The sequence below is a fragment of the Streptomyces sp. NPDC024632 genome, assembly GCF_055559175.1.
In genome coordinates this window covers 24,997-49,035 of the sequence record NZ_JBVHLD010000024.1, presented here as the reverse complement: position 1 = coordinate 49,035, position 24,039 = coordinate 24,997, and the positions used below count along the sequence as shown (strand labels likewise).

Genomic DNA, 24,039 nt, shown 5'->3' with positions numbered 1-24,039 from the left:
ACGCCATGGAAACCGGGGGTTGACGTGGTCGTGAGCCCGCTCTAACGTTCAGGCAGTTTATTTATCCAGTAAAGAAAGAGTGCGAATGAACGGGTCGTCGGGCGAGGATCTCACCAGCACCGCCGTGCTGGCACTGCTGGGCAGGGCAGGGCCGATGTCGCGGGCCGCGCTCGCGCGGGACCTCGGGATGAGTCCGGCGACGCTGACCCAGGTGACGCGGCGGCTGCTGACGCAAGGAGTGATCGAAGAGCTCGACCGGCAGGAGCCCTCCCGGGGCGGCCGTCGCGGTCGGCTGATCGGTCTGGTCGGCAGCGCCGGCCGGGCGCTGGGCGTCAAGGTGGCCGTCGACCACGTCGCGCTGGTCGACATGCGGCTGGACGGACGGGTCACGGAGACCATGACGGTCCCCTTCGACGCCACGGCGCTGGAGGCGGTGCCCGCGATCGCCGAACTCCTGCGTCCGTTCACCGAGTCCGCGCAGGGGGTGCCCCCGCTGCTGGGGATAGGAGTGGGCGTGCCCGGCACCGTCGACCGCCCGGACAGCGGGGTCGTGGACGCGGCGATGCTGAACTGGGAGAACGTGCCGCTCGGCACCATGCTCGGCGCCTCCTTGGGGCTCGCCGTCCTGGTGGAGAACGACGTCAACGCCCTGGGCAGCGGTGAGCGCCTGTACGGGCGGGGACGCAGTCTCAACGACTTCCTGGTGGTCACCATCGGCCGCGGCATCGGCCTGGCCGTCGTCGCGGGCGGCCATGTCTACCGGGGCGCCCACGGGGGCGCCGGAGACTTCGGCCACGTCCCGGTCGATCCGGACGGGCCGCCGTGCACCTGCGGGAATCGCGGCTGCCTGGAAGCCCTGATCAGCGATGACGTCCTGCTCCGTACGGCGCGCTCGGCCGGCATCCTCGGCGAGGGCGCCACGCCCGCCGACCTCGCGGACCTCGCGAACGGCTCGGGCGGCGCCAACGGCTCGGGCGGCGCCGATGACCGTACGGCGACGGCACGTCGCATCCTGCGCGAGGCCGGACAGCTCCTGGGCCGCCAACTGGCGGGACTCGCCACGCTCCTGGACCCGCAGGAGATCGTGGTCATGGGGGAGGGGACCCGCTCTTGGCCCTGGTGGGAACCGGGTGTCCGGGAGGCGTTCGAACGCCACGCCCCCCGCCGCGCCCGGGAACTGGCGATCACCGTCGAGCCGTACACGGACACCATCTGGGCGCAGGGCGCCGCCGCCCTGGTGCTCGCCGCGTCCCTGGACGGCGGCGTCGGCAGCGTCGATCCGCGCCGACGGATCCACGGGCTCGGCGGCGCGGCGGTCGAACGGAGCGCCAGATGACCATCGGCCCCCTTTCCGTACGCCCTGGCCGGGGACCGGTGTCCGCCCCGGCGTCCGTCCCGGCAGCCGCCGCCGCCCGACGGCGGAAGTGGCGCAACCGCGGCGCGGTGCTGTTCTTCCTGGCACCGAGCGCCGTCCCGCTGCTGCTGTTCACCTTCGCGCCGATGGTCTCCTCGCTGTGGATCAGCCTCCACTCCTGGGACCTGATCTCCCCGATGCGCTGGGTCGGATTCGCCAACTACCGCCACCTGCTGGGCGACGGCGACACCCGGGTCGCGTTCCTGCACACCGTGTACTTCATCGCCGGCTACCTCCCGCTGGTGTACGTGGGCGGCCTGGTCCTGGCGCTCGCCCTCAACCGCCGCATGCGGGGCCGCGGCGTCCTGCGGTCGGTCTACTTCCTGCCGGTCATCACCAGTTGGGTGATGGTCTCGCTGACCTGGAAGTGGATCCTCAGCCCCGACGGGGGACTGCTCAACCGGGTCCTGGGCGGCGTGGGCCTGCCCACCCCCGACTGGTGGGCCTCACCGACCTGGGCGCTGCCTTCGGTGATCCTCGCCTCGGCGTGGAAGGACCTCGGCTTCGTCATGGTCATCCTGCTGGCAGGGCTCCAGGCGATCCCGCGGGAGCTGTACGAAGCGGCCACCATCGACGGAGCGAACGCCTGGCAGCGGTTCCGGCGCATCACGCTTCCGCTGCTCTCGCCCTCCACCTACTTCGTCGTCCTCATCTCCCTGATCAACGGCTTCCAGGTGTTCGACCAGGTCTTCGTGATGACCGGCGGCGGCCCCGCCGGGTCCTCGCGCACCGTCGTCGAGGAGGTCTACGACCTGTCCTTCCGGTACGGGCAGGTCGGCGGCGGCTCGGCCCTGTCCTGGCTGCTCTTCGCCGTGATGATGGCGGTCACCGCGGTCATGACCCGAGTCCAGCGGCGGTGGGTGACCCATGCCTGAACTGACCACGACCCCCGCCCGACAGCCCGTGCCCGCAGCGGACCTCCCTCGCGTCCCGCCGTCCCGTACCGCGGACCGGGGCCCGCGCACGAGCACCCGCCGACGGCTGCGGGCCGCCGGCGTCACCGCCCTGGTCGTCCTCGGGGCGGCCGGAATGCTCTTCCCGTTCCTGTGGGTGCTGATCACCTCGCTGCAACCGCACGGCAGCGGGATCTCCGCCCCTTCCCTGATACCCGACACCGTCAGCGCGGACGGCTACCGCAGCCTCTTCCGCGCGATGCCCTTCACCCGGGTCGCCGTCAACAGCCTCTGCCTGGCCCTGGTCTCGACGGTCGTGCAGCTGATCACCAGCTCCATGGCCGCGTACGCCTTCTCCCGGCTGCGCTTCCGCGGCAGGGGCCTGGTCTTCGCCCTCTACCTCGCCACCATGATGATCCCGCTCCAGGTCCTGATCGTCCCGCTCTTCGCGGAGATGAAGGCCCTGAATCTGGTCGACACCTACTTCGCCCTGCTCGCCCCGACCCTCGCCTCGGGCTTCGGAGTCTTCCTGCTGCGCCAGGCCATGGACGCCGTACCCCGCGAACTGGACGAGGCGGCCCGGCTGGACGGCGCGGGACACCTGCGGATCTTCGGCTCTGTGGTGCTGCCGCTGGTACGCCCGTCGCTCGCGACCTTCTCCGTCTTCGCCTTCATGGCCAGCTGGAACAGCCTCCTGTGGCCGCTGGTCATCATCCGCTCGCCGGAGTTCAAGACCCTCCCGCTGGCACTGGCCGACCTCCAGGGCCAGTTCGGCACCCAGTGGAACGTGGTGATGGCCGGATCGGTCCTCAGCACCCTCCCGATCATGGCCATCTACCTCTTCGCCCAGAAGCACGTGGTCCAGAGCGTCGCCCAGTCGGGCCTGAAGTAGCCGGCCGCCCGAGCGGCCCCGCCCCCCGGCACACCTCCCGAACACCCTCCCACTCGCCACCACCCCGAGGAATCCGCCATGCGCACCCGCCACATCACCCTCGCCACCGGTCTCGCGGCACTGGCCCTGACCAGCGCCTGCTCCCAGGGCTCCGCCACCAGAACGACCTCGGACAACGGTGTGACCACCGTCCGCTACATGACGTTCTCCTCCGCCCCCGACCACACCAAGGACCTCGACACGATCGTCGCCGCGTTCGAGAAGCAGAACCCCACCATCAAGATCCAGGTCCAGGCCGTCCCCTACGCCAACTACGCCACGACGCTCCAGACCTCGATCGCCGGCGGCACCGCGCCCGACACCTTCGAACTCGACCAGCAGAGCCTGGTCACCTACGCCTCCTCCGGCGCCCTGCTCGACCTGACGGACCCCGCCGCCGAGGAACCGGCCTACAAGGCGTCGGCGTACGCCCCGGCCAACCTCGAAGCGGCACAGTACAAGGGCAAGCAGTACGCGCTGCCGGAGTCCTTCTCCACCGTGGTCCTCATCTACAACAAGGACCTCTTCGCCAAGGCCGGCGTCCCCGTCCCCACCGCGGACTGGACCTGGAAGGACGAGCAGGCTGCCGCGCTCAAGCTCACCGACCGCGCCAAGGGCGTATGGGGCGACTACCAGCCCATCAGCTTCAACGAGTTCACCAAGGCCCTCGACCAGGCGGGCGGCTCCTTCTTCTCCGCCGACGGCGCGAGAGCGACCTTCGAGAGCCCACAGGGCGTCACCGCCGCGAGATGGCTGATCGGCAAGAACAACCGGACGATGCCCGACGCCGCGAAGAGCGCGAGCACCCCCGACTTCGACACCAACCTCTTCAAGGCCGGCAAGCTCGCCATGTGGCACAACGGCAACTGGCAGTTCAGCGCCCTGAAGGACGTCCCCTTCGGCTGGGACGTGGCCGTCGAACCCGGTGACACCCACAAGGCCAGCGCGGTCTTCCAGAACTCCGTCGCCGTCTCCAAGGCCACCGCGCACTCCGGCGCGGCCTTCAAGTGGCTGAACTACCTGACCACGTCCGACATCACCGCGAAGACCCGCGTCGACTCCTCCTGGGAGCTCCCGCCGCTGTCCGACACCGGCAAGGTCGCCGGATACCTCACCGCGGGCAAGCCGGCCAACCGCCAGGCCGTCTTCGACTCCCTGAAGAACCAGGCCGCCTCGCCCGTCATCGCCAAGCAGCAGCAGATGCAGGACATCATCAACAACGCCCTCACCAACGCCGCCGCCGGCCGGACCGACGTCGCCAAGGCGCTGTCGCAGGCGGCCACGCAGGTCACCGCCCTGCTGAAGTGAGACTTCGGGCGCCCGCGGGAGACCTGACACTCACGCGGGCGCCCGAACCCCCCGCTCCCCGCACCCCTCCGCCACACCCGGCGACACCCGTATCGCCCGCTTAGGAGACACCAGCCTTGTCCACCTCCACGACGCAGTCACCCGGCCACGCGCGCCTCGCCCGCCGCAGCCTGGAGGTGATCACCGCCCACCAGGCCGCCTCCGGGGCGTACCCGGCCTGTCCCGGCTACGAGGTCTACCGCTACTCGTGGTTCCGCGACGGCTCGTTCGTCGCGGAGGCCGCCTCGCGGTACGGCGCGACCGGTTCCGCCGACGCCTTCCACCGGTGGTGCGCCAAGGTGATCACGGACCGCGCCTCCCGTATCGAGCGGATCATCACCGTACGGGCCGCGGGAGGACAGCCCGCCGAGGCCGATCTGCTGCCCACCCGGTACACCCTGGACGGCGCGGACACCGGGGACGTCGGCTGGTGGGACTTCCAGACCGACGGCTACGGCACCTGGCTGTGGGCGCTCACCGAGCACCTGCGCCGGCACGGCGGCGACCCCGCCCCCTACCGCGAGGCGATCCGCCTCACCGTCGGCTACCTCGCCGCGACCTGGGACCTGCCCTGCTACGACTGGTGGGAGGAGTCCAAGGAGCACCGGCACGGGGCCACGCTCGGCGCCATCCGCGGCGGCCTCGCGGCAGTCGGCGCGGCAGGACTCGACACGGCGGGGCGCTGCGGACCCACGGTCACCCGGATCGACACCCTCGTCCGCGAACAGGGCCTGTACGGCGGCGGCCTGGCGAAGTGGCTGGGCGGCGCGGCGGTGGACGCGAGCCTGCTGGCCTGCCTGACCCCGTTCGGCTCTGTGGACCCGGCGGGACCGGTCGCGCGCGCGACGCTCGCCGCGATCGAGCGCGACCTGGTGGAGCCCGAAGGCGGCGTGCACCGCTACCTCCAGGACGTCTTCTACGGCGGCGGCCAGTGGCCCGTGCTCGCCGGGCTGCTCGGGTGGCACTACGCACGCGTCGGCCGTACCGGCGACGCCCTGCGCGAGCTGGAGTGGATCGCCTCGCGGTCCACCGCCGACGGACTGCTGCCGGAACAGGCCCCGGGCGTACGCCTGCTGGCGCCGGAACACCTCGCGGAGTGGGAGGAGCGGTGGGGGCCGAACGCCACCCCGCTGCTCTGGTCCCACGCCATGTACCTCATCCTCGCCCATGAACTCGGAGTCTCCGTATGATCCGCCACCGTCCGCACGGCTCGGGCCACCCCTACGAGCCGACCGACGACCAGCGCGTGCCCGTGATCCCGTCGGCGGGTGAGCCGTTCGAGGTACGCGCCTCCACCGGAGCCGATGTCGAGGCCGTGGTGTGCGAGTGGGACGCCGGTGACGGCGTCACCGCGCTGACCGCCGCCGTCGAAGGCCGGACCGACCCGGCCGGTGACAACGGCGGAGACTCGGACAGTCACCTCGCGGCGGCCGCGAGCGGGCGCGGCGAACGTACCCGCTGGGTCGTCCGCCCCGCCCCGCTCGCCGAGGGCACGGCCGCCCGCTACCGCTTCGTGGCCACGCACCGCGACGGCCGCACCCGTGCCACGTCCTGGCACACCGTCGCCCCCGCGGTGTGGCGCGAGGGGGCCGCGCTGCTGCGGGTCACCGCGGACACCGGCCGACTGGTCGAGGGGTCCGCCTCCCGCCTGGTGGCCGCCGACGGCACGGTGCTGCGGGTCCGCTTCGCGCTGCGGCTGGCGCCCGACGCGCATGTGGTCGGCTTCGGCGAGCGCTACAACGCCGTCGACCAACGCGGACACACCCTGGACGCCCAGGTCTTCGAGCAGTACAAGGGGCAGGGCTTCACCACCCGTACGTACCTGCCCATGCCGTTCGCGATGGTGCTCGGCGGGGACGGCGCGGACAACTGGGCCTTCCACGTCCGCACTTCGCGGCGCACCTGGTACGACATCGCGGCGAGCGACCCGGACCTGCTGTGGATCGAGGCGCAGACCCCGCCGGACGGCGCGGTCGAGACGGTCTGCTTCGGCGGCGCGCCCCACGAGTTGCTGTCCGCCTTCCTCGACGAGGCCGGACGCCCCGAGGAACTGCCCGACTGGGTCTTCCGCCTGTGGGCCAGCGGCAACGAATGGAACACCCAGCAAAGGGTGATGGCCGAGATGGACCGCCACCGCGACGAGGACATCCCGGTCGGAGCGCTGGTCATCGAGGCGTGGAGCGACGAGGCGACCTTCACCGCCTTCCGGGACGCGCGGTACCCGGTCACGGAGGACGGCGCCCCGCACCGCCTGGCCGACTTCACCTTCCCGCCGGACGGCGCCTGGCCCGACCCCAAGGGCATGGTCGACGAGCTGCACAGCCGCGACATCAAGGTGCTGCTCTGGCAGATCCCGCTGATGAAGACGCGCCCGGCGCCGCGCGGCCAGGCCGCCGCCGACGCCCGCGCGATGATCGAGCACGGGTACACCGTCATGGAGGAGGGCGGCACGCGGCCCTACCGCAACAGGGGCTGGTGGTTCCCCCAGGCGCTGATGCCGGACCTGACCCACCCCAAGGCACGCCAGTGGTGGCTCGCCAAGCGCCGCTATCTGGTGGAGGAGGTCGGCGTCGACGGCTTCAAGACGGACGGCGGCGAACACGCCTGGGGCGACGACCTGCGGTACGACGACGGCACGACAGGCGCGCTGACCAACAATCTGTTCACCGTCGAATACCCGCGCGCGTACGGCGAGTTGCTGCGGGAGTGCGGCAAGGCGCCGGTCACCTTCAGCCGTGCCGGGTTCACCGGCTCGCAGAACGCGGGCGTCTTCTGGGCGGGCGACGAGGACTCCACCTGGGACGCCTACCGGCACTCCCTCACCGCCGGCATCACCGCCTCGGCCTGCGGCATCGTCTACTGGGGCTGGGACATCGCCGGGTTCTCCGGGGACGTCCCGGACGCCGAGCTGTACGTCAGGGCCCTCGCGGCGTCCTGCTTCATGCCGATCATGCAGTACCACTCGGAGTACAACCACCACCGGCTGCCGCTGCGCGACCGTACGCCGTGGAACATCGCGGACCGCTCCGGCGACCCGCGCGTGCTGGAGATCTCCCGGACGTACACGCACCTGCGCGAGCGGCTGGTGCCGTACCTGGCGCAGGAGACCCGCACCGGCCTCGCACAGGGGAAGCCGCTGATGCGCGGGCTGTTCTTCGACGATTTCCGGGACCGGCGCATCTGGGACTTCCCCGACCAGTTCCGGCTCGGCTCCGCGCTCCTGGTCGCCCCGGTCACCGAGCCGGGCGCCACCGGCCGTGAGGTCTATCTGCCGCACGGCGACTGGGTCGACGTCTGGACCGGGCGGACCCACACCGGCGGCCGGGTCGTCGAACGGGCCGCGCCGCTGGACCTCATCCCCGTGTACGCGACCGCCGACCGATGGGCCGATCTGGAACCGGTCTTCACGACCGGCGGCTGACCGACGCCGCAGAACGGTGGCGCACCCGACGCCTGCCCCGACGCCGCCCCGGCTCCGGTTGAGCGGCGTCGGGGCGGCGTCAGGGCGGCGCCCTCCGTCTCATCCGAGCGTCCGCGGCCGTCCCACGATCGCGCGCACCGTCTCCGTCGGCACCTTCGGCTCGCGGTCCGCCGTGAGCAGGCCGTTGGTCTCCTGGAGGGTGTCGGTCAACTGGGTGTAGCAGAAGCCGGCCAGGCCGGAGTCGACGGCGGCGGTCACCAGGGCGTCGAGGCGCGCGGTGAAGTCCTCCTCGGTGGCCACCGTGTCGTACCCGAACCAGTTCTCGCCGTCGGCCGGTTCGAAGGTGGCGCCGCCGAATTCGCTCAGCACCACCGGCTGGCCCTGGTGGCGTACGCCCTCCAGGGTGAGCCGCTTGCCCGCGGGCCACCGCTCGGTGAACGCGCCCTGGCGCAGGGCCGCGTGGCCGTAGCGGTCGGCCAGGACCGAGGCGTGCTGGGTGTAGTCGTGGACGCCCCAGATGTCGGCCGCCGACAGCTCCCAGCCGTCGTTGGAGACGGCGGGCCGGGTCGGGTCGAGCGCCTTGGTCAGGTGGTACAGCGCGTCCATGAAGTGCCGCTGCTCCGGCACCAGCGCCGGATTCGGCACCGACCAGGATTCGTTGACCGGGACCCAGGCGACGATCGCGGGATGGCTGAGGTCCCGGCGGATCGCCTCGGTCCACTCGTGCGCCACCCGCTCCACGGTCGGCGCGCCGAACACGTAGGCCGACGGCATCTCCTCCCAGAGCAGCAGGCCGAGCCGGTCGGCCCAGTACAGGAACCGCGGATCCTCGATCTTCTGGTGGATCCGCAGCCCGTTGAGCCCCAGTTCCTTGGCGAGTTCCACGTCCCGGCGCAGCGCCTCCCCGGGCGCGGCGAGGTGGGACTCGGGCCAGTAGCCCTGCTGGAGCGCCATGCGCAGGAAGTACGGCCGGTGGTTGAGCAAAAAGACGCCGTCGTCCCAGCCGAGGTCGCGCAGGCCCAGGTAGGAGGAGACCTGGTCGAGGCGGGCCCCGTCGGCGGGGTCGGTGACCGTCACGGTGGCGTCCACCAGGTGCGGCTTCTCCGGGCGCCACAGCAGGTCGTCGAGGTCCTGGCCGTGCCGCAGCGCGGGGACGGAGATGTCGAAGGCGGTCTCCTGGCCCTCGGTACGGATCCGCTGCTCGGCCAGCACCCGCTCGCCGACGGTGAGGCGGACCGTGAGGTCGCGCGGGCCGCGCGGCCAGCGGCTGAGGCGGACCCGGCAGCCGACCCGGGCGTGGGCGACGTCGGGCAGCCAGTGCAGGACGGTGACGTGCTCCTCGGGGACCTCTTCGAGCCACACCGGCTGCCAGATCCCGGTGGTGCGCTCGTACCAGATGACGTGCGGGTCGCGCCGCCAGTCCTGCTTGCCCCGTGGCTGCGCCGCGTCCAGCGGCTGGTCCTCCGCGCGGACCACGAGCACATGCTCGCCGTCGCCGTCGAGAACGTCCGTCAGGTCGCAGGTGAACCCGGTGTGCCCGCCCTCGTGCCGCCCTGCCGGCCGCCCGTCCAGCCACACCTCGGCGCGGTAGTCCACCGCGCCGAAGTGCAGCAGCAGGCGGCCGGAGGCGGGCCGGCGCAGATCGAGGGAGCGGCGGTACCAGACCACCGGGTGGTGGCCGGTGTCGTGGACGCCGGACGCCTTGGACTCGGGCGGGTACGGGACGGTGATCGTCGTGGTGAAGGGCTCGGTGACCGCCGGGTCCATCCAGCGCTCGGCGCGCCCGGTGTCGGCGTCGTCGTGGGCGAAGAGCCAGGGGCCGCACAGGTCGTGCCAGTCGGGGTCGCGGACCAGTTGCGGCCGGGGGTGACCGGCCGCGTCGAGGTGTGTGTGGGGCATGGGGGAGTGCTCCGGAGGTGAGTCTTGACGGATGGCGGGACGCGGGCGGCGGGCGGGTGCGCCGGTCAGCGGTCGTACGGGTCGGCGGGGCGCCGCACGTCCACGGCGGTCGCGGCGAACGCCAACGGGCCGGGCAGCAGCGGCAGGAGGACGGGCATGGCCCACAGCAGCAGCGCCGCCAGGACGACGGCTCCGGCCAGCAGGGCGGTGCCGCGCGGGTCGGCCAGGGAACGTGCCAGGGCCTCCCGGCCCGAGAGCCGGTGCGGTCCGTCCAGGGCGACCGCGCGCAGGCCGACGGCCGCCGCGCCGAGGGCGAGCAGCATCAGGACCGGCGCCATGAGGGCCGCGCCGGGCAGCCCGGAGCGCAGCAGTTCCTCGTCGAGCAGGAACAGCACGGCGAACGCGGGCGGCACCAGGCCCTTGAGCAGCGCGGGCAGCGTCAGCCGGGCTCGTGCCTCGGCCGCCAGGTCGCCGAGCCGGACCTGCACGCCGTTCGCCGCGGTCCGGCGGAGTACGGCGCAGGCGGCGGAGAGTGCCGCCGGGGCGGTGACCACCGGCAGGCAGGCCACGGCGGTGACCACGCCCACCAGCAGCATGTCGGCGAAGAGGGTGAAGCCGGAGCCGAACACCTCGCCCGGCTCGCGGTGGGCCCGGCGGGAAACGACGGGTGGGTGACTCATCGGTCCTCCTCAGCTCTTCAGTCCCGAGGTGGCCATGCCCTGCACCAAATAGCGCTGGAACACGAGGAAGAACAGCACGATGGGCAGCACGGAGATCACCGACATGGCGAACATGGGCCCGTAGGCGGAGGTGCTCGACTGGTCGACGAAGCTCCGCAGCGCCAGCGTGATGGTGGCCTTCTCCGGCGAGAGCAGGTAGATCATCTGGGCGAAGAAGTCGTTCCAGGACCAGATGAACGAGAAGATCGCGGTGGTGATCAGCGCGGGCCGGCTCAGCGGCAGGACGATGTGGAAGAACGAGCGGAACGGGCCGCAGCCGTCGATCCTGGCCGCTTCCTCCAGGTCCCTGGGCAGATTGCGCATGAACTGCACGATGAGGAAGACGAAGAACGCGTCCACCGCGAGGAATTTGGGCAGGATGAGCGGCCAGTAGGTGTTCATCATGCCGAGCTTGTTGAAGATGATGTACTGCGGGATCAGCACCACGTGCTGCGGCAGCATCAGCGTGGCCACGGTGAAGGCGAACATCGGGCCGCGCATCCGGAACCGCAGCCGCGCGAAGGCGTACGCGGCCAGCGAGCAGGACGTCACCGTGCCGATCACCGAACCGAGGCCGATCAGCATGCTGTTGCCGAGCAGCCGGGTCACCGAGACGCCCGAGACACCGTCGAGCGCGGTGGTGTAGTTGCTCCACTCGAAGTGCCGGGGCCACAGGTCGACGCTGGTCACCACCTCGTCGGCGGGCTTGACGGACGTCACCAGCAGCCAGAGCAGCGGGTAGAGCAGGGCGAGCAGCGCGATCAGGGCGACCGTGTGGGGCAGCCGGCGGCGCAGGGTCAGATTCATCGTTCCGCCTCGTCCGCGTAGAACACCCAGGACCGGGAGGTCTTGAACAGCACCGCGGTGACGGCCGCGATGGCGAGCAGCATCAGCCAGGCCATGGCCGAGGCGTAGCCCATGTGCGAGGCGGTGAAGCCGCGCTCGTACAGATAGAGCGTGTAGAAGAGCGTCGAGTCGGCCGGTCCGCCGTTGCCGCCGCTGACGACGAAGGCGGGCGTGAAGACCTGGAAGGACTGGATCACTTCGAGCACCAGGTTGAAGAAGACCACCGGCGAGAGCATCGGCACCGTGACGGACACGAACTGCCGCCAGGCGCCGGCCCCGTCGAGCGCCGCCGCCTCGTACAGCTCCGGCGAGATCTGCTGGAGACCGGCCAGGAAGATGACCATGGGGGCGCCGAACTGCCAGACGGTCAGCAGCACCACGACGTAGGTCGCCAGATGCGGATTGCCGACCCAGCCGCCGATGTGGATGCCGAAGGTGCCGAGGACGTTGTCGATCGTGCCGCCGTCGTTGAACAGCGCCCGGAACACCAGCGCGATGGACATGCTCGCGCCGAGCAGGGACGGGGCGTAGAACGCCGACCGGTAGAAGCCCCGGCCCCGGCTGCTGAGCCGCTTGAGCAGCATCGCGGCGCCCAGCGCGAGGGCCAGCTTGAGCGGGACGGCGATCACCACGTACTTCAGGGTGGTCAGGACCGACCGCCAGAACCGCGGGTCGGCGGTCAGCATCTCCGAGTAGTTGCGCAGGCCCACCCAGCGCGGGGTGGAGAGCATGTCGTAACTGGTGAAGGAGAGATAGAGGGAGACCGCCATCGGCACCAGGGTCACCGCGACCGCGCCGATCATCCACGGGGTGAGGAACACATACGCGGGCCAGCGCGCCTCCCGGCCGCGGCGGGTGCGCCGGTCCGGTCCCGGCGTGTCCTCGGCCCGCCCGGCGGCCTCGGCCGCCTCGATCCGCGCGACGCTCATGACTCCAGCTCCTGCTTCGCCTGGACGACCAGCTCATGGGCCGCCTTCGCGGGCGACGCCAGGCTGAACTCCACCCGCTGGTACTCGCGGACGAAGGCGCTCTGGATCGCGACGTCACCTCTGGGAGGCGCGGACGGCGGCGGCCGTACGCCGTACTTCTGCATCACCTCGTCGAACTGCCAGACCTTCAACTCCGGTCCTGTCAGCTTGCTGTTCACCTCGGCGGCGATCTTCTGATTGGGCGGCTGGGAGCGGGTGACGCCCAGAATGTCGCCCGCCTGCGGGTCGTTGAGGAGGAAGTTCATCAACTGGGCCGCTTCCTGCGGGTGTTTCGAGTGGGCGCCGATGCCGATCAGCATCGTCGGCTTGAAGTACGACCCCGCCTTGCCGTCGATGGTGGGCACCGGCGCGAAGCGCATCGCGTGCCCGGTCGGGCTGGTGAAGCCGGTGAAGGTCGCGTCCCAGGAGTAGTCCATGGCGTCCAGACCGCGGCTGAAGGCGCTGATGCCCGTCGCGTCGGCCTGCGCGCTGTCCTTGGCCGAGACCACCGCCCCCGCCTTCTGGAGTTCGTGGAAGAAGGTCCAGAAGTCGGCGAGGTCCTTCTCGGTGTAGCCGAGCTCGGTGGGGCTCGCGTAGAGCTGCTTGCCGTGGCTGCGCAACCAGTCCTCGAAGACGTCCTCGTTGCTCCCGCCGTCGTTGCCGCCCGCCACGGTCCGCCCGTCGGGGGACTTCAGCTTCAGCCCGGCGATCCTCGCACTGGCGTCGGCCCAGTCCTGCCAGGTCCACGAGGGCTGCGGCGCCGGGACACCGGCGGTGTCGAAGACGTCGGCGTCGTAGACGTAACCGGTGATTCCGCGGCCCATCGGCAGCGCGTACTGCTTTCCCGCCAGGTAGCCGGTGCGCACCAAGGACGTGTCCATCTCGGCGGTGTCGAGGGTGCCGTCCTTGACGTACCGGTCCAGGGGGAGCAGCGCGCCGCCGGTGGAGAACTGGGAGATCTGGCGGTAGTCGAGCTGCGCCAGGTCCGGTATCCCGCCGCCCGCGGCCTGGGTGGACAGCCGCTGCTTGTAGGAGCCGAAGTCGGCGTTGGACATCTGGACGCTGATGTCCGGGTGCGCCTTCTCGAACAGGCGCACCGCCTTCTCGGTACGGGCCTGGCGTTCGTCGTTGCCCCACCAGGAGAAGGTGAGGGTGAGGTGACCGCCCGAGGCGCCGGAGGCGCCGCAGGAGGTGAGCGCGGCCAGCAGAACGGTGCTGCAACCGGCGGCGACCGCCGTGGCGACCGCTCGGCGGCGGAGGAACCGACGCCGGCCGCTTCGGGGCTCGGGCATGGTGGCCTTTCCGGGGTGGGTGGGCGGGTGGGTGGGTGGAGCGGTGGCACGAGGCGCCCGCCGCCGCACGGGGGCTGGGAACGGCGACGGGCCGTACGGCTCACCCGTCGTGGGCGGACGTCGAGGGGCGGGGACGGGCCGGTCGGCTCACCCGTCGTGGTAGACGTCGAGACGGCCGCACATCCCGAACCGTCCGGTCGCGGCGGGTCCGCTCGCGTGGGTACGGGCGTCGGCCAGATGGCGCGCGTCGCCGTCACCGAGAGCGGCCAACTGGTCGTGCGTGGCGGTCACCGCCGCGTGGGCGCCCTCGCGCCAGCGCCGCTCCCAGTCGGCCAGGCGTGGCCGCACCAGCTCGGCCGCCGCGCGGTGGAAGGCGGCCAGCGGCTCCGGATCACCCGCGGCGACCGCGTCGCGCAGCTCGAGGAACCGGCGGGTGGCGAGGTCACGGCGGGCCCGCGCCGCGCCGACCAGCTCCCGCTCGCTCCCGCTCGTCGGCAGCCGGACCGCCGCCGCGTACACCTCGGGGTCGGTCAGCCGGTCGGGGGGCAGGGTGAGGACGGCGTCGCCCGCCTCGGGGAGTCCGCCGTTCTGCATCACGACGGTGATCCGCAGCCCGCCGCCGTTGACCAGCCGGTGGATGGTGCCGGGGGTGAACCAGGCCACGGTGCCCGCGCGCAGCGGGGTCTCCTCGAAACCGGAGGCGGTCAGGGTCTGCACGGCGCCCTCGCCGTCGGTCACCACGTACCCCTCGCTGCACGTCAGATGGAGGTGCGGGGTGCCGCCGCCCGGCCTGCCGTCCACGGTCGGCCAGTCGTAGACGCTCAGCCGGGAGACCGCGACCGCCCCGGGGAACCCGTCGTAGCCCGCCGTCACCACGGGTGCCGCTCCAGATGGGCGGTGACCGCCGCACGGTCCCAGGCGCCGTCGGCGACATGGACGCGGTACGTACGGTCCAGGACCTCGCCGGGCGCCAGGACCAGCTCCTCGTGGAAGGCGAAGGACGGGGCGACCGCGGCGAACGGGTCGGTGCGCACGAACCAGTGCGCGGGGTGGGTGCCCTTCTCGCCCGCGTGGTCGTTGCCCGGCGCGTGCTCGAAGACGACGGTGGCGTGTCCGTCGCGTCCGTCGTGCTCGCCGCTGTAGGCGAGCCAGGGCGCCTGCTCACCCATGAGGTCGCGCTCGGCGCTGTCGCCGTCCGCGGTGAAGGCGTGCCCGTCGCGGAAGGCGCGCGGCCCGCGCCAGAACAGCCCGGTGTAACCGGCGTCGGGCCGCCCGGCGGTGGTGGGGCTGCCGAACCGCAACGGCTCGGCGCGCCGGTTGGTGACGGCCGAGGACCAGGTCAGGGTCCAACTGCCCTCCTCGGCGGTGACCTCGATCCTGCGGTCCTCCTCGGCCCAGAGCGAGCCGTCGTACGGGTGCCAGGTCAGGCGCTCGGCGATCACCACGCCGTCGGGACCCGCCGACACCTCGTCGAAGCCGACGTGCGCCATCGAGCCGATCCGCTCGGGCAGCGCCACGTACCCCTCGCCGTGCACATACGTGTTGCCGCCCCACAGATTCTGACCCGACAGGTGCGAGGCGGTGAGCTGGAGGCCCTTGTGCCAACGGTGGTCGTTCGGGCGGTAGTCGGTGACCAGACCACCGCCGAGGGTGCGGATCGGGTGGAGGTACGGCTTCGGCGCCTCCCAGGCGGCCTCCGGGCGGTACACGTAGGCGAACAGCTCGGTACCGGTGGCCCGGTGGGTCACGGTGATCCGGTCGTCGTGGACGTGGGTCAGCGACAGCGTCATGCGGCCTGCTCCTCCTCGCGGGCGCCGACCGGCAGCCGGTCGGGTTCACCGCCGTGCATGGCGGTGTAGAACGGGTCGTCGGGGCCGATCTCGCCCGCCCGGACGGTGGCGTCGGTGAAGGCGGACTTGTAGAGCGCGGCGGTGAACTCCACGATCCCGCGGCCGCCTTCGCCGCCGGTCGGGTGCGGGGTTCCGGCCCGGATGTCGGCGACGAGGGCGCGTAGTTGGGCCAGGTGGGAGCTGGGTTCGTCGGGGCCGAAGTCGTTCCAGGCCCGTGCCGTCCGCGCCGGGACGCCGAGGGCCGGGGTGATCCGCCAGTCGGCGTTGCGGTAGCCGTAGAGATGGGTGAGCTCGACGGTCGCCAGCTCGCAGTCGATCCGTATCCGGCTGACCTCGTCGGGGCTGAGCACGCTGTTGACGACGGTGGCGACCGCGCCGCTCGCGAACCGGACCTGGGCGGTGGAGACGTCCTCGGTCTGCACGTCGTGCACCAGCCGGGCGGCCATCGCGCGGATCTCCCGCCACGGGCCCAGCAGGTCGAGCAGCAGGTCGTTCTGGTGGATGCCGTGCCCCATGGCGGGACCGCCGCCCTCGGTGTCCCAACGGCCGCGCCACGGCACGGCGTAGTAGTCCGCGCCCCGGTACCAGGTGGTCTGGCAGTGCGCGACCAGCGGCCGTCCGAAGGCCCCCTCGCGCAGCAGTTCGCGGACGTGGCGGGCGCCGGAGCCGAACCGGTGCTGGAAGACGAAGGCCGCGGTCGGGGCGCCGGGGCCCCGTTCGGCGGCGGCCGTCACCGCGTCGTAGTCGGCGAGCGAGGGGCACGGCGGCTTCTCGCACCACACATGGGCGCCGGTCCGCAGCGCGGCGACGGCCTGCTCCCGGTGGAGCGAGGGCGGTGTGCAGAGGACGACCAGGTCGGGGCGCACCTCGCCGAGCATGGTGTCGAGGTCGGTGAAGGCGCCCGGCACGGAGAACTCCTCGGCGGCGGCGCGGGCCGCCTCCTCGGCGACGTCGACCACGGCGACGATCTCCACCGAGCCCTCCGCCGCCACAGCGGCGAGCGCGGGCAGGTGACTTCCTCGGGCGATGGATCCGGTGCCCACCACGGCGGTGCGCAGCGGGAGATTCGGGCGGTGCGGGGACATGCGGGCCCTCTCGTGAGGCTGGCGGTACGTCACGGGCGGTGGCGCGGGAACGGGCTGTCCGGCCGCCGCTCGACCGCCGGGGGCGCGACGGCGGTCCGCCACGCGCCCACGGCGTCCGGGCGCACGGAGACCCCGGCAGGGTCGGCCAGTGGTTCCTTCGCCCGGCTGTTCCAACGTTGTAACCAGTGTGTGTCCTGGCGGTCAACCCTTTGGGCGCGGACGACTGCCGCCTGCACGCGTCTGCGGGACGCTCTGCGTTGAACTGCCCTACAATGAGGCGTCTCCGAGAAGGGCGGGTACGTGACAGCAGTGCGGCTCAAGGACGTCGCCGATCGTGCGGGCGTCTCAGTCAAGACTGTTTCCAACGTTGTACGCGGAATGTCGAGAGTGGCCCCCGCCACCCGAGAGCGCGTCATGGTCGCGGTGAGCGAACTGGGGTACCGTCCGAACCCGTCGGCGGTACGGCTGCGCACCGGCCGCAGCGGGCTGATCGCCCTGGCGGTGCCGTTCCTGGCCACGCCCTACTTCGCCGAACTCGCCCACCACGTCAGGACCGAGGCGTCCCGGATCGGACTCACCGTCCTGATCGAGGAGACGCTGGGCGACCCCCGCGAGGAGCTGCGGCTGGCCACCGGGCTCGGCGCGGCCCTGCTCGACGGCGTGATCCTCTCCCCGCTCCGGGTGCCCTTCGACCAACTCGCCGCCACCACCGCCGGTTTCCCGCTGGTGCTGCTGGGCGAGCGCGAGGACGGCCGGGAGCAACTCCACGCCGACCACGTCCTGATCGACAATGTGGCCGCCGCCCGTGAGGCCGCCGCCCACCTGGTCTCGCTCGGCCGGACCCGGCTCGCCGTCGTCGGCGTGGACCGGCAGGGCTCGGCGACCAGCAGGCAGCGACTGGAGGGCTTCCAACTCGCCCTGCACGCGGCGGGTCTGTCCTTCGACCCCCGACTCGCGCCGCAGGTCGAGGAGTTCGACCGGCGCAGCGGGCTGCGGGCGGGCCGCGCGCTGGCCGCCCTGCCCGCCGGAAGCCGCCCGGACGCGGTGTTCTGCTTCAACGACATGCTGGCCGTCGGCGCGATCCGCGCCTTCCACGAGGCCGGTCTCGCCGTGCCCGGGGACATCGCCGTCGCCGGCGTCGACGGCAGCGAGGAGGGCCGTTACGCCACTCCCTCGCTGACGACGGTGGTGCCCGACAAAGCGGCCATCGCCTCGCTGGCCGTCACGTCATTGGCCGGCCGGATCGGCGCGGCGACCCCGCCGGGGCACGCGGTGCACGTGGCCCCGTACCGGCTGGAGGTGGGGGAGTCCACGACGGGGGTGCGGCGTCCGGTGGCCGACTGACCGGCGGTGGCGCGCGGGCCGGTCGTGTCCGGGGGCGCCGTGCGGTTTTCTACGGGGCGCGGGTCGGCGTGCTCCGGGGCGCGGGCCGGTCTGCTCCGGGGCACGGGCCGGTTTTCTCCGGGGCGCGGCTCCTCAGACCGCGGACGCGAGCGCGACGACGGTGCCGGTCGTCCTGGCCTCCTCCGCGGCCCACACCACGCGGTGGCTGGCCAGACTCGCCGCCGCGTCGGACTTCAGGACGCCGCCGTCTCCGGTGGCGACCGCCTCCAGGAAGGCGTCCATCAGCGCCTCGTCACCCCCGCCGTGACCGTCCGCGGCCGAGGCGCCCGCGGTGGTGCTGGTGTCCACGACGCCCTCCTCGCCGGTACGGAAGTCGACCGTCCTGATGGTGACGCCGTCGCCGTCGAGATAGCCGTGGGTGCCCAGCAGCCGGGTCCTGCGGTGCTCCTGCGGGGTGAAGGCGCTCATCGTGAACGAGCAGGTGGCGCCGTCGTCGAACTCCATCGAGACCACCTGGTGGTCGACGACGTCGTTGTCGCACGCGTAGACGCAGCGCCCGTAGGGACCGGTGCGCAGCGCCTGAAGGACACCGGCCTCGGTGTGGTCCTCGGTGACCGCGGACAGCGGCCAGTAGCGCCGCTCGGGGTCCTCCAGACAGTCCAGGTACAGGCGCTTGGCCGAGTACGGGCAGGTGCTCTCGATCGGGCAGTCGGTGCAGCGCGCGGCGGCGCCCGCGGGGGCGGCCTCGGCCCGGAAGTGGGTGAGACTGCCGAAAGAGCTGACCCGGCGCGGCGAGCGGCCGAAAAGGTAGACCAGCCAGTCGATGTCGTGGCACGACTTGGTGAGCAGCATCGGCGCCGAGGTGTCCGAGCGCCGCCAGTTGCCCCGGACGAACGAGTGCGCCTGGTGCCACCAGCCGACCGGCTCCAGGTGCTGGACGCTGACCAGTCGGCCGATCGCGCCCTCGTCCAGCATCCGCTTGAGCGTCTGCGTGTACGGGGTGTACCGCAGGACATGGCAGACGGCGAGCATGATCTTGTTCCGCTCGGCCGCCTCGGCGATCTCCGCGGACTCGGCCTCGGTGGTGGCCATCGGCTTCTCCAGGAGCACGTGATAGCCGAGGTCCGCCAGCGCGACGGCCGGTTCGGTGTGCTGTCTGTCCTGGGTGGCCACGATCGCGGCGTCGGCGAGCCGTCCCGCCGCCGCCAGTTCCGACCAGTCGGCGTACACCCGGTCCTGCGGGACGGCGAACTCCTCGGCCGCGGCGGCGCGCCGCACCGGATCGGGTTCGGCCAGTGCCACCACCCGCCCTGTGCCGGTGACCTGCGCGTGGCGTGCGTAGGTCTGTCCGCGCAGCCCGGCGCCGACGAGAGCTAGAGTCACCCGAGACATAGGATCCTTTCCTATTTATCATGGACTCTCTCATTATTAAGCGCGCAGCAACCAAACTCAAGGGGACGTCGTGACCGAGACTCCGAGCGGCGGCGACCTCTCCCGGCTCCGGCAGCTCAACTCCCTCGCCGTGCTGGGGGAGCTGAGGTCCGCACCGGCGATGACCCTGACCGAGCTGTCCCGGCGGACCGGGCTGTCGCGCGCCTCCACGGAGGACGTCGTGCGCGAGTTGCTGGACAACGGCTGGCTGGCCGAGGTGCCCGCAGCGGCCGGGATGGTGGGCAGGCCCGCCCGGCGGTTCCGGTTCCGCGCCGACGCGGGCCGTGTGCTCGGGGTGGACATCGGCGGCCACAAGATCCTGGCGCTGGTGGCGGACCTGGACGGAACGGTGCTGCACAGCGCCCGGGTCGCGGTGGCGCCGGCCATGGGCCGCAAGGAGCGCCTGGCCGCGCTGGACGGCGCGGTGGCAGGAGCGCTCGCGGGCGGCGGCCTGACCACCGGCGACCTGTGGGCGACGGGCGTGGCCACCACCGGACTGGTGGACGGCGCGGGCAGGGTGATGCTCTCCGAGGCGCTGCCGGAGTGGACCGGCGTGGACGTCGGAGCGCATCTGCGCCGCCTGGTCGGCGGCCCGGCGCTGGTCGAGAACGACAGCAAGCTGGCCGCGCTGGCCGAGTCGTGGTGCGGGGCGGCGCGTTACGCCAAGGACGTGGTGGTGATCCTCGCCGGTCTGCGGACCGGCGCCGGGCTGATCATCGACGGCAAGCTGCACCGCGGCTTCGGCAACGCGGCCGGAGAGATCGGAGCACTGCCCGCCGCGGGCTGGATCAGGGCGCAGGAGCACCTGCGCGCGTGGCCGCCGCAGGCCGGTCCCGCGCCGGAGCGGACCGGGTCGTCGGGGCAGGGGCAGGGGCAGGGACAGGGGCGGGGCGCGGGAGCGCACGCGGACACAGCGGTTGACCAGGAGGCCGCGGCCGAGGCGGTGTTCGAGGCGGCGCGGGCGGGCGACCGCAAGGCGGCGGCGGTGGTGCGGCGCTATGTGCGGGACGTGGCCGTCGGGACGGCGGCGCTGGTGCTGACCCTGGACCCCGAACTGGTCGTGATCGGCGGCGGTTTCTCCCGGTCGGCCGACCTGATCGCGGAGCCGCTGCGGCGCGAGCTGGACCGCTGGTGCATCCGCACGCCCGAGGTGCGCATCTCCGAGTTCGGCGACGAGGGGGTGGCGCTGGGCGCGCTGCGGCTGGCCCTCGACCACGTGGACCGGCAACTGCGCGAACGGCACGAACTGGGCGGCGTGGAGCACTTCTCCCGCCGCGTCTGACCGGGCGCGGAGACCGCTGAGAGGAATTCTTCATCTCACGGGTCTTGACTTAATTTCCATGGACTCCATGATTAATGCCACTCGACGACTCCGGCTGACGGTCCACCGCCGGGGCGTGTGGATCCTGGGAGGGCCCGGTATGCGGAAGTCGGTGCGATGGTGTGCGGTGGCGCTCGGGGTGGTGCTGGCCGCCTCGGCCTGTTCGTCGGGCGGGAGCGGCTCGGACGCGGGCGGTTCGGGCGCGGGCGGTTCGGGCGGCAAGGTCACCTTGTCGTACGGGGTGTGGGACGCGACGCAGAAGACGGCCATGGAGCAGCTCGGCCGCGAGTTCACCCGCACCCACCCCGGCATCACGGTCAAGGTCCAGCTCACCCCGTGGGCCGACTACTGGACCAAGCTCAAGGCGGCTGCCACCGGCGGCGCCGCCCCTGACGTCTTCTGGATGAACGGCCCCAACTTCCAGCTCTACGCCTCCAACGGCGTGATCCGCCCGCTGGACGACGGCATCGCCAAGGACAGGACCGACCTGTCCGCCTACCCCAAGCAGTTGGTCGACCAGTACACGTATCAGGGCAAGCACTACGGACTGCCGAAGGACCTGGACACGGTCGGCGTCTGGTACAACAAGACGCTCTTCGACGCCGCCAAGGTCCCCTACCCGAAGGCCGGTTGGACCTGGGGCGACTTCCGGAAGGCGGCCGCGGAGCTGACGGACGCGAGCAAGGGCCAGTACGCCACCGGCGCGGAGCTGACCAGCTTCCAGGAGTACCAGTACAACACCATCGCCCAGGCCGGCGGCTATGTGATCTCACCGGACGGCAAGAAGTCCGGTTACGCCGATCCGAAGACGATCGAGGGCCTGCGCTTTTGGACGGACCTGATCCAGAAGAAGCAGTCGCCCGACCTGAAGACCATGACGGACACCGCGCCACTCCAGCTCTTCGAGGCGGGCAAGCTCGCGATGTACTGGGGCGGCTCCTGGGACTCCCTGGAATTCGGCGGCAACGCCTACACCAAGGACCGGGTCGACGTCGCCCCGCTGCCCACGGGCGAGAAGCGGGCCACGATCATCCACGGCCTCGCCAACGTGGTCTCGGCGCGGACCAAACACGCCGACCAGGCATGGCAGTTCGTGAACTTCCTCGGCTCCGAGCCGGCCGCCGAGATCCTGGCCAAGTCCGGCGCGATGCCGGCGTACAACGGCACGCAGGGCGCCTGGATCGCCGCCTACCCGCAGTTCCACCTCCAGACCTTCCTCGACGAGGTGCCGTACGGCGTCCCGTACCCGGTCTCGAAGAACACCGCCGCCTGGAACGAGGCCGAGTTGACGTATCTCACCAAGGCGTGGAACGGCCAGGAGCCGGTGGACCAGGCGGCGCGCGGGCTGGCCGCGGCGATGGACGACCTGCTCGCCAAGGAGTGACATGACCCTCACGTCCACCCCCGGCGCCGCCGCCGGGGACGTGCAGGCGGCCACCGGCGCCCGGCCGCGGACCGGGCGGCTGTCACGGCTGCCCGGCCGGTTCCGGCGACCGCGCCGCGACCGCGTCACCGAGGCGCTGTGGGGCTACGCCTTCATCGCGCCGACCGGACTGGGCCTCGCGGTCTTCTACCTGTGGCCGGTCGTGCAGACCGCGTACTTCTCGTTCACCCGCTGGGGCGCCTTCGGCGGCCACACCTGGAGCGGGCTGGACAACTACCACCGGATGCTGCACGACGGCGAGTTCGGCCGGGCGCTGGTCAACACCCTCGCCTACACCGGGCTCGGACTGCTGTCGATCCCGCTGGCGATCGTCTTCGCGGCGCTGCTCAACCGCCGGGGGCTGCGCGGCGTCGGCGTCTACCGCACCTTGTTCTTCCTGCCGGTGGTCACCATGCCGGTGGCGATCGGCATGGTGTGGCGCTGGCTCTACAACGGCGACTACGGCCTGATCAACTACCTGCTGTCGCTGGTCGGCATCGACGGCCCGAACTGGGTGGCCGACCCTCGGGTGGCGCTGTACGCCCTGGTCGTGGTGGGCGTGTGGAGCAGCATCGGCTACAACCTGGTGATCTTCCTGGCCGGGATGCAGGCGATCCCGCGCGAGTACTACGAGGCCGCGGAGATCGACGGCGCGGGCCCGCTGCGGCAGTTCCGCTCGGTCACCCTGCCGCTGCTGTCGCCCACCGCGTTCTTCGTCTCGGTGATCTCGGTCATCGGCTCGCTCCAACTGTTCGACCTGGTCTACGTCATGGCCGGATCGGGCGCCGCGGCCCGCTCCAACCCGGCGTTCCCGCGCCTGGAGACGGTCGTGCAGCTCTTCTACGACCGCGCGTTCGTCACCAACGACCGCGGCTACGCGGCGGCGATCGTCATGGTCCTGCTGCTGATCATCGTCGCGCTGACGGCCCTTCAGTTCCGCATGCAGAAGAGGTGGGTGCACTATGGCTGAGGTCCACACGGCCGGCCGGGCCGCGGACCGGCCCGCCCGCCGCTCCCGGCGCGGACGTCATCCGCTGGTGCACACCGTGCTGATCGCGGCGTCGCTGGCGATGGTCGCGCCGTTCCTCTGGCAGATCGTCACCTCCCTGAAGTCGCTGAGCGACGCGACCCATGTGCCGCCGTCGCCGCTGCCCGGCGGCCACTGGGACAACTACGGCAAGGTCTTCGACCTGCTGCCGTTCGGCCGGCAGTTCCTCAACACGCTGCTGATGTCGCTCGGGCGCACGCTCGGCCAGGTCGTGCTGTGCCCGATGGCCGCCTACGCCTTCGCGCGGCTGCGCTTCCCCGGCCGCGGGATGCTCTTCGGACTGTTCCTGTCGGTGCTGATGGTGCCGCCGCAACTGTTCATCATCCCCCAGTACCAGATCATGTCCGACCTCGGCTGGCTCAACAGCCTCCAGGCGCTGATCCTGCCCGGCATGTTCAGCGCGTTCGGCGTCTTCCTGCTCCGGCAGTCGTTCCTGGCCCTGCCGAAGGAGCTGGAGGAGGCGGCGCGCATCGACGGCGCAGGGCCCTGGCGGATCTACTGGTCGGTGATGCTGCCGCTGGTCCGCCCCGGACTCGTCGCGCTGGCGGTCCTCGCGCTGCTGTGGTCCTGGAACGACCTGTTCTGGCCGCTGGTGGTCAACACCGACCCGGACAAGATGACCCTGTCCGCCGGACTGGCCTCGCTCCAGGGGCAGTTCCAGACCGACTACCCCGTGCTGATGGCCGGATCGCTGCTCGCCTCGCTCCCGGTCATCGCCGTCTTCGTGCTCCTGCAACGGCAGTTCGTGCAGGGAATCGCGCACACCGGGGTCAAGGGCTGACGCTTCCTGTCCCCCTGGTCCCACCC

20 protein-coding genes are annotated in these 24,039 nt (G+C 71.8%); 11 read left to right on the top strand and 9 right to left on the bottom strand.

Annotated features, from left to right (window positions below; genetic code table 11):
- Window positions 1–85 precede the first annotated feature (85 nt).
- The 6 genes from ACZ37P_RS35160 (at window position 86) to ACZ37P_RS35135 (ending at window position 8,006) form a co-directional block, all read left to right on the top strand.
- Window positions 86–1,336 carry an ROK family protein gene (locus ACZ37P_RS35160; RefSeq protein ID WP_467350499.1) on the top strand — a complete coding sequence of 417 codons (1,251 nt, stop codon included), beginning with the start codon at window positions 86–88 and terminating at the stop codon, window positions 1,334–1,336.
- The gene (locus ACZ37P_RS35155) at window positions 1,333–2,289 is read left to right on the top strand and encodes a carbohydrate ABC transporter permease (protein ID WP_355335531.1); all 957 of its coding nucleotides are present in this window, start codon (window positions 1,333–1,335) and stop codon (window positions 2,287–2,289) included. The genes ACZ37P_RS35160 and ACZ37P_RS35155 overlap by 4 nt, the downstream gene beginning before the upstream one ends.
- The gene (locus ACZ37P_RS35150; RefSeq protein WP_355335528.1) at window positions 2,282–3,199 is read left to right on the top strand and encodes a carbohydrate ABC transporter permease; all 918 of its coding nucleotides are present in this window, start codon (window positions 2,282–2,284) and stop codon (window positions 3,197–3,199) included. The genes ACZ37P_RS35155 and ACZ37P_RS35150 overlap by 8 nt, the downstream gene beginning before the upstream one ends.
- Before the next feature lie 78 nt (window positions 3,200–3,277).
- Window positions 3,278–4,546, top strand: coding sequence for an ABC transporter substrate-binding protein (locus tag ACZ37P_RS35145; RefSeq protein ID WP_467350497.1), 1,269 nt, complete (start codon window positions 3,278–3,280; stop codon window positions 4,544–4,546).
- 116 nt (window positions 4,547–4,662) lie between these two features.
- Window positions 4,663–5,775, top strand: coding sequence for a glycoside hydrolase family 15 protein (locus ACZ37P_RS35140; RefSeq protein WP_467350495.1), 1,113 nt, complete (start codon window positions 4,663–4,665; stop codon window positions 5,773–5,775).
- Entirely contained in the window at window positions 5,772–8,006 is a 2,235-nt protein-coding gene (locus tag ACZ37P_RS35135) for a glycoside hydrolase family 31 protein (protein WP_467350493.1), read from the top strand. Before ACZ37P_RS35140 ends, ACZ37P_RS35135 begins: the two co-directional genes overlap by 4 nt.
- Before the next feature lie 99 nt (window positions 8,007–8,105).
- On the opposite strand, the gene ACZ37P_RS35130 is transcribed toward ACZ37P_RS35135, so the two are convergent.
- The 8 genes from ACZ37P_RS35130 to ACZ37P_RS35095 all read right to left on the bottom strand — a co-directional run bounded on the left by ACZ37P_RS35130 (window position 8,106) and on the right by ACZ37P_RS35095 (window position 16,665).
- On the bottom strand, window positions 8,106–9,905 hold the full coding sequence (locus ACZ37P_RS35130) for a glycoside hydrolase family 2 protein (RefSeq protein WP_467350491.1): 1,800 nt from the start codon (window positions 9,903–9,905) through the stop codon (window positions 8,106–8,108).
- 65 nt (window positions 9,906–9,970) lie between these two features.
- Complete coding sequence (locus tag ACZ37P_RS35125; RefSeq protein WP_467350490.1) at window positions 9,971–10,585, bottom strand: hypothetical protein; 615 nt, start codon at window positions 10,583–10,585, stop codon at window positions 9,971–9,973.
- Between the two features lie 9 nt (window positions 10,586–10,594).
- Window positions 10,595–11,431 (bottom strand): carbohydrate ABC transporter permease, encoded by an 837-nt coding sequence (locus ACZ37P_RS35120; protein WP_401719931.1) that lies wholly within the window; start codon window positions 11,429–11,431, stop codon window positions 10,595–10,597.
- The gene (locus ACZ37P_RS35115; protein ID WP_467350487.1) at window positions 11,428–12,399 is read right to left on the bottom strand and encodes a carbohydrate ABC transporter permease; all 972 of its coding nucleotides are present in this window, start codon (window positions 12,397–12,399) and stop codon (window positions 11,428–11,430) included. Before ACZ37P_RS35115 ends, ACZ37P_RS35120 begins: the two co-directional genes overlap by 4 nt.
- Window positions 12,396–13,730: an ABC transporter substrate-binding protein gene (locus ACZ37P_RS35110; RefSeq protein ID WP_467350486.1), complete on the bottom strand. Its 1,335-nt coding sequence runs from the start codon at window positions 13,728–13,730 to the stop codon at window positions 12,396–12,398. The genes ACZ37P_RS35115 and ACZ37P_RS35110 overlap by 4 nt, the downstream gene beginning before the upstream one ends.
- A 147-nt stretch (window positions 13,731–13,877) precedes the next feature.
- Window positions 13,878–14,606 (bottom strand): cupin domain-containing protein, encoded by a 729-nt coding sequence (locus tag ACZ37P_RS35105; protein ID WP_467350484.1) that lies wholly within the window; start codon window positions 14,604–14,606, stop codon window positions 13,878–13,880.
- Window positions 14,600–15,520 carry a DUF6807 domain-containing protein gene (locus tag ACZ37P_RS35100; RefSeq protein WP_402713301.1) on the bottom strand — a complete coding sequence of 307 codons (921 nt, stop codon included), beginning with the start codon at window positions 15,518–15,520 and terminating at the stop codon, window positions 14,600–14,602. The genes ACZ37P_RS35105 and ACZ37P_RS35100 overlap by 7 nt, the downstream gene beginning before the upstream one ends.
- On the bottom strand, window positions 15,517–16,665 hold the full coding sequence (locus ACZ37P_RS35095; protein WP_467350481.1) for a Gfo/Idh/MocA family protein: 1,149 nt from the start codon (window positions 16,663–16,665) through the stop codon (window positions 15,517–15,519). The genes ACZ37P_RS35100 and ACZ37P_RS35095 overlap by 4 nt, the downstream gene beginning before the upstream one ends.
- Before the next feature lie 300 nt (window positions 16,666–16,965).
- Here ACZ37P_RS35095 and ACZ37P_RS35090 point away from each other — a divergent pair, with 300 nt between their 5' ends.
- A complete protein-coding gene (locus ACZ37P_RS35090; protein ID WP_355335501.1) occupies window positions 16,966–18,009 on the top strand; it encodes a LacI family DNA-binding transcriptional regulator in 1,044 nt (347 codons plus the stop codon).
- A gap of 132 nt (window positions 18,010–18,141) precedes the next feature.
- On the opposite strand, the gene ACZ37P_RS35085 is transcribed toward ACZ37P_RS35090, so the two are convergent.
- The gene (locus ACZ37P_RS35085; RefSeq protein WP_355335498.1) at window positions 18,142–19,401 is read right to left on the bottom strand and encodes a Gfo/Idh/MocA family protein; all 1,260 of its coding nucleotides are present in this window, start codon (window positions 19,399–19,401) and stop codon (window positions 18,142–18,144) included.
- Between the two features lie 70 nt (window positions 19,402–19,471).
- Here ACZ37P_RS35085 and ACZ37P_RS35080 point away from each other — a divergent pair, with 70 nt between their 5' ends.
- The 4 genes from ACZ37P_RS35080 to ACZ37P_RS35065 all read left to right on the top strand — a co-directional run bounded on the left by ACZ37P_RS35080 (window position 19,472) and on the right by ACZ37P_RS35065 (window position 24,013).
- Window positions 19,472–20,722: an ROK family transcriptional regulator gene (locus ACZ37P_RS35080; RefSeq protein WP_467350479.1), complete on the top strand. Its 1,251-nt coding sequence runs from the start codon at window positions 19,472–19,474 to the stop codon at window positions 20,720–20,722.
- Between the two features lie 139 nt (window positions 20,723–20,861).
- Entirely contained in the window at window positions 20,862–22,145 is a 1,284-nt protein-coding gene (locus tag ACZ37P_RS35075) for an ABC transporter substrate-binding protein (protein WP_467350477.1), read from the top strand.
- A gap of 1 nt (window position 22,146) precedes the next feature.
- Complete coding sequence (locus ACZ37P_RS35070) at window positions 22,147–23,154, top strand: carbohydrate ABC transporter permease (RefSeq protein WP_401307944.1); 1,008 nt, start codon at window positions 22,147–22,149, stop codon at window positions 23,152–23,154.
- The gene (locus ACZ37P_RS35065; protein WP_355335489.1) at window positions 23,147–24,013 is read left to right on the top strand and encodes a carbohydrate ABC transporter permease; all 867 of its coding nucleotides are present in this window, start codon (window positions 23,147–23,149) and stop codon (window positions 24,011–24,013) included. Before ACZ37P_RS35070 ends, ACZ37P_RS35065 begins: the two co-directional genes overlap by 8 nt.
- The last annotated feature ends 26 nt before the right edge of the window (window positions 24,014–24,039 follow it).